General features: G+C 65.4%; 7 protein-coding genes. All 7 read left to right on the top strand.

Features of this window, described 5'->3' with window-relative positions; genetic code table 11:
* The coding region (locus Q0654_RS18535; protein WP_298856478.1) for a DUF3577 domain-containing protein at positions 1-312 on the top strand (312 nt) is incomplete at its 5' end.
* Positions 313-368: 56 nt separating this feature from the next.
* Entirely contained in the window at positions 369-1,058 is a 690-nt protein-coding gene (locus Q0654_RS18530; protein ID WP_298856476.1) for a DUF3275 family protein, read from the top strand.
* A gap of 92 nt (positions 1,059-1,150) precedes the next feature.
* A complete protein-coding gene (locus Q0654_RS18525) occupies positions 1,151-1,492 on the top strand; it encodes a hypothetical protein (RefSeq protein WP_023108442.1) in 342 nt (113 codons plus the stop codon).
* Between the two features lie 106 nt (positions 1,493-1,598).
* Positions 1,599-2,006, top strand: a complete 408-nt coding sequence (locus Q0654_RS18520) for a hypothetical protein (RefSeq protein ID WP_298856475.1) — start codon at positions 1,599-1,601, stop codon at positions 2,004-2,006.
* Between the two features lie 16 nt (positions 2,007-2,022).
* Complete coding sequence (locus Q0654_RS18515) at positions 2,023-2,283, top strand: hypothetical protein (protein ID WP_298856473.1); 261 nt, start codon at positions 2,023-2,025, stop codon at positions 2,281-2,283.
* 76 nt (positions 2,284-2,359) lie between these two features.
* Complete coding sequence (locus Q0654_RS18510; protein WP_298856471.1) at positions 2,360-3,007, top strand: hypothetical protein; 648 nt, start codon at positions 2,360-2,362, stop codon at positions 3,005-3,007.
* Between the two features lie 62 nt (positions 3,008-3,069).
* On the top strand, positions 3,070-4,042 hold a 973-nt coding region (locus Q0654_RS18505; protein ID WP_298856469.1), incomplete at its 3' end, for a DUF6094 domain-containing protein.

The following is a 4,042-nucleotide window of genomic DNA, read 5'->3' as shown; positions in this document are numbered from 1 at the left end:
GCCTTCCGTCTGAACGACATGAAGATCGATCCGTACATCCGCACCAAGGGCGAGCACGCCGGGGAACCGGCCGCAAGCCTGGAATCGACGCTGGTCCACATCGGTCTCATCAAGATCGACGGTACCCAGGTCTATCCGACGAGCCAGGCGCAAGCCGAGGCGTCGCCGGCCGAAGACGCATCCGCGTCCGAAGCCGACGAAGCCATCGACACTGCTGCCGACCCCGCTGCAGACCAGCCTGCCGAGCCCGCCGAGCGCGAGCCCGAGGCGCAAGTCGAGGAGCAGGAGCCGGCATTGGCTGCTTCGTTCTGATCCGGCATGGCCCCTCACGGGGCCTTGCTTTTTCCTATTCTTCAAGGAGAACCATCATGGCAGCCACACCGGCACCCGAGAAATCGGTCGCGCCCATCGTCGTCCCCGGCCAGCTCACGCTGCGCACCATTCGCGGCAAGAACGGCCCGTTCACGGTCGGCCGCCTCGCGACGCACCTCGGTACGTTCGAGGTCAAAGACCCGGAACTGGAGCAGTACCCCGAAGGGAAATACGACGGGGAGTTTGTGATCCGCTACATCTTTCCGAAGTCCTACCCGGTCGGGGGCGGCATGCGGTTCGAGATCCGCGCCAGCCTCGACGGGATGACGCTCAATGGCATCGACAAACTGAGCCGCGACGAAGCCCGCAGCTTCGCCACCCAGGACGTCGATCCGCTCGATGAAGAGCAAGGGGCGCAGCCTGCGGCAACGCCGGCCAAGCCCGCCAAGGCATCCAGGCCTGCCAAGCCCGCACCCGTGCAGGCGTCCGCGGACCCGCTGGTCGATACCACGCCCTTCGGCGTGGATGCGCCGACGCCCGCTGCGGCAACTGCTCCCTGCAGTACCGAAGATGGCGACGCCGCGCTGTTCAGCTTGCTCTGGCCGCTGGGCGAGTCCGTGAAACTGGATTCGACCATCGACCGCCGCACCCTGCGCGCGCAGATCGCCCGCCTGGGCGAGCTGGGCTACGCGCTGGACTTCAAGACGCAGGAGTGGAGCCGCCAGGCCGAACCACAAGCTGCGTGAGCAGACGCCGCATGCGCGGTGTTCTTCATCCACCTGCCGGGGTTCCTTCCCCATGCGGGGGAGGCCCTGGCCATTTTCTGGAGGTCCCCATTATGTTCACCATCGCTTGCGATACCCCGCGTTCAACGTTGGATGAACCCGCGTGGCGGGAACTCTGCAAGGCGGCCGCCGCACACGCCCAGCGCGGTTGCGGCTTGTCCTACGACCACTACGTGACGCTCTTCAGTTCGGCGATCGACGCACAGGCCAATCGTTTGCCGGATGAGCAACGTGCTCAGGCTCTCGAAATCGCGGCCCAGGAATGGGACTACGCAACACCTGCCGAACGGCAGGAAACCCAGGACTGGAATGCGGAGCATGGCTATTGCTCGCATGGGATCGAGTTCGGCTGCTGCCCGGCCGGTTGTGATCGCGACGATGACGACTGGGACTAAGGCCAAGGCATAGGTTTTCCTTCGCTGCACCTGCGGCATTCCATCACCCACTGGGGGTTCTTCCCCACGGGGAGGCCTCCAGCTCAACTTTTCGAGGAGGCCTCTCATGGGCTGGTATTTCTCTCCCCAATCGCGGTCTGAACTGATCGCGGAACTGATCGCACCACAGCAGACCGAGCGCGTCAGCGCGAAGGTTATCGCTCACGCATTGCGCGGCAACGTGCTGTGGTCCGTGGTCGAACTGACCGCCAAGGTCGAAGGTGTGCATCGTGATCTCGCGCCGGGCCAGTCCCTGCGCTACATCCGCTGCGATCTGCTGGAACGCAGCGGCAACCAGTGGGGCTACAAGCCGCTGGAAGAGTCCATGCATCCGTACTATTACTCGTGCCCGCTGTCCTATCTGGACCTCGCACCGGAGCAGTCCGCCGACTGGCGTGCAGGCGTTCGCGCCTACCACGCGCGGCGGCGCACACCCACGGCACCTGCGGCACCCGCCGCAGCGCTGATGGCCTGAGCCAGGAGGAACCGACATGGACCCGATCCTGGCTGCACTCCCTCCCTCGCTGTTGAAGCTCCTTGAAGGGAGTTTGTCCAACGACGAAGTTTCCTCCGACGAGGAAATGCTGGAGTACTTCATCAGCAACGGCCTCACCGAGGAACAGGCACGGCAGGCGCTGACCTACCGCGACCAGTACCTCAACAACATCTACCTGGACGGCTTCACGCCGATCACCGCGGTGGACGAGGCGCTTCACTTCAATCCGCACACCCAACAGTTCGAGCCGGACTGAGCGGTTTTCTTCCACCCCCTGGGGCAGTACTTGCCCCAGCGGGCGGTGCTGTTCCCGTTCATCCGAGGACACCACCATGCCCGCAAACACTTCTTCCACGCTGTACCGCATCGACGAATGCCCGGACGTGATGGCCGACGCCTGCGTCGGCGATGACCAGGGCAACCTGATCTTCCTGTCCATCTGGGCGCGGGACACCGCCGTCCAGCAGTTCCTTGCTCGCCTGACCCTCGGGCGCGACGAGCAGGGACTGGACCAGTTCCACGTCATCACCGACCAGGGCGGCAGCGTCCCGGTATTCATCGGCAACGTCGATCGCCTGGAAAAGCGCATCACGCGCGCTTACCGGCGAACGCTGTTCGGTTCGCTGTCCAACGTGTGGCTGTTCGACCGGCGCTGCGTCAAGCCCGACAAGGCCAACGCCAGCGCACTGGCATTGCTGCCACGCGACAGCGCCCACCGGCTCGACCGCCTGTGGACGCTGGTGCGGGACACATGCCCGCTGCCACTGCTCGATCGCTGGCGCGAGACCGTGCTGGAACTGCTGCAAACCCGCGAGATGCTGGCCCGTCTTCCGTTCGCCCTCGGGCCATTGGAAGGCCATCGGCTCGCCATCGACGTGCCGGCGCTGACCCTGGCGCTGGGCTCCCTGATCCGCAGTGACGTGCTCACCGCCTATCCCTATCCGGCCGAGATCTGGACGCCGGAAGCGGTAGCGGCTTGACCCCCTCGGAAGCACGCCTTGGCGTGCTTCCGCCATTCCTCCCCGCCAACCAGGAGACTTCCATGGCCCTCATGTTCCCGCGGCTCGCCCGCAATTTCGTGAAGAACGGGTACTTCCCCACGGACGAACCCACGCTCGAAAGAGCCCTCAACGCACTGATGCCCAGCGATGGGCCGATGTGCATCCTCGATCCCTGCGCCGGCGAAGGCGTGGCGATCGCCGAAGCTGCCCATGCCCTCGGGCGCGAGCAGGCCAAAGCGTTCGCCGTCGAGTTCGACGCGGAGCGGGCGCGCCATGCCCGCGGCCTGGTCAATCACTGCCTGCACGCGGACCTGATGGACACGATGGTCTCCAAACAGTCCTTCGGTCTGCTCTGGCTCAACCCACCTTATGGTGACCTGTCCAAGGACGCCAACGGCAACATCGGCTACCAGGGCCAAGGCCGTGCCCGTCTCGAAAAGCTGTTCTATCAGCGCAGCCTGTCGCTGTTGCAGTACGGCGGCGTGCTGGTCTTCATCGTCCCCGGCTACGTGCTCGACGCGGAGTTGGTCGGCTGGCTGACGCGCCACTGCGCCGACCTGCGGATCTACCGAGCGGTGGAGACGCAGTTCAAGCAGGTGGTGATCTTCGGCCGGCGGGTCCGTCAGCGGGAGCTGGCACCCGATGGCGTCAAGGCCGTGCGCAATCTGCTGCTGCAGGTTGGGCTTGGCGAAGTCGAAGCCGAGGAACTGCCGAGCGAATGGCCGTTCCTGCCGTACATCGTCCCCGCCAGTCCGGCCGAGCCGGAGCATTTCTTCCGCGTGACGATGGAGCCCGAACAGTTCGCCGACGAGGTTGGCCGGCTGCAAGGCCTTTGGCCGTCGCTGGACACGCACTTGGGGACCGCGCAGCAGTCGCTGCGTCCACCGGCGCGGGCCTTGTCCCACTGGCATCTCGCCCTGGCTCTGGCCGCGGGCGCGATCTCCGGCGTCGTGCGCTCCCAGACGGGGCGCGTGCTCGTCGTCAAAGGTGACACCCACAAGGACAAGACGCTCC

The sequence above is a fragment of the uncultured Aquimonas sp. genome, assembly GCF_937888285.1.
Classification (GTDB): domain Bacteria; phylum Pseudomonadota; class Gammaproteobacteria; order Xanthomonadales; family Xanthomonadaceae; genus Aquimonas.
The sequence above is the reverse complement of the archived record's forward strand: the minus strand, read 5'-3'. Positions and strand labels throughout refer to the sequence as shown.